Below are 378 nucleotides of genomic sequence, written 5' to 3' on the forward strand. Positions count from 1 at the left end.
TGTTTCAGTTTGCCTTTGGCGCAACCTAATTTTCCAATACTTAATTGGTATTTTGTCTTTGGAAATTTTAAAAAGGTATGATGTTTAATGACACAGTCTTGGTTTGTATACAGCACCTCCTTTTCCACAGAACGAATATATTTGGGAATTCTCGGTTTTCCTGTATATTTGTTTGGATTTTGTTGATAATCTCGTAAGCTTGAAAAAAAGGAATGCCAGTTTTGAAATACAGTTTTCATGATGGATTGACTGGATTGTGTAGGTAAAGAACGATAATCTTTTTGAAGCATAGCTTTAAACAAGGCATCTAGAAAATAATAATCTACATGAGGATTTTCTTTCGTAGGTTTGGAAAACAAATTGCATTTGATTTCTTTC

The 378-nt window shown here is 32.3% G+C and carries 1 pseudogene; it reads right to left on the reverse strand.

The window, feature by feature from the left end:
* A pseudogene (locus tag CN326_RS23105) lies at positions 1-378 on the reverse strand (RNA-guided endonuclease InsQ/TnpB family protein); the annotation flags it as partial.

Origin of the sequence: Bacillus sp. AFS018417 (assembly GCF_002560985.1) — a bacterium.
GTDB classification, from domain to species: domain Bacteria; phylum Bacillota; class Bacilli; order Bacillales; family Bacillaceae_G; genus Bacillus_A; species Bacillus_A rhizoplanae.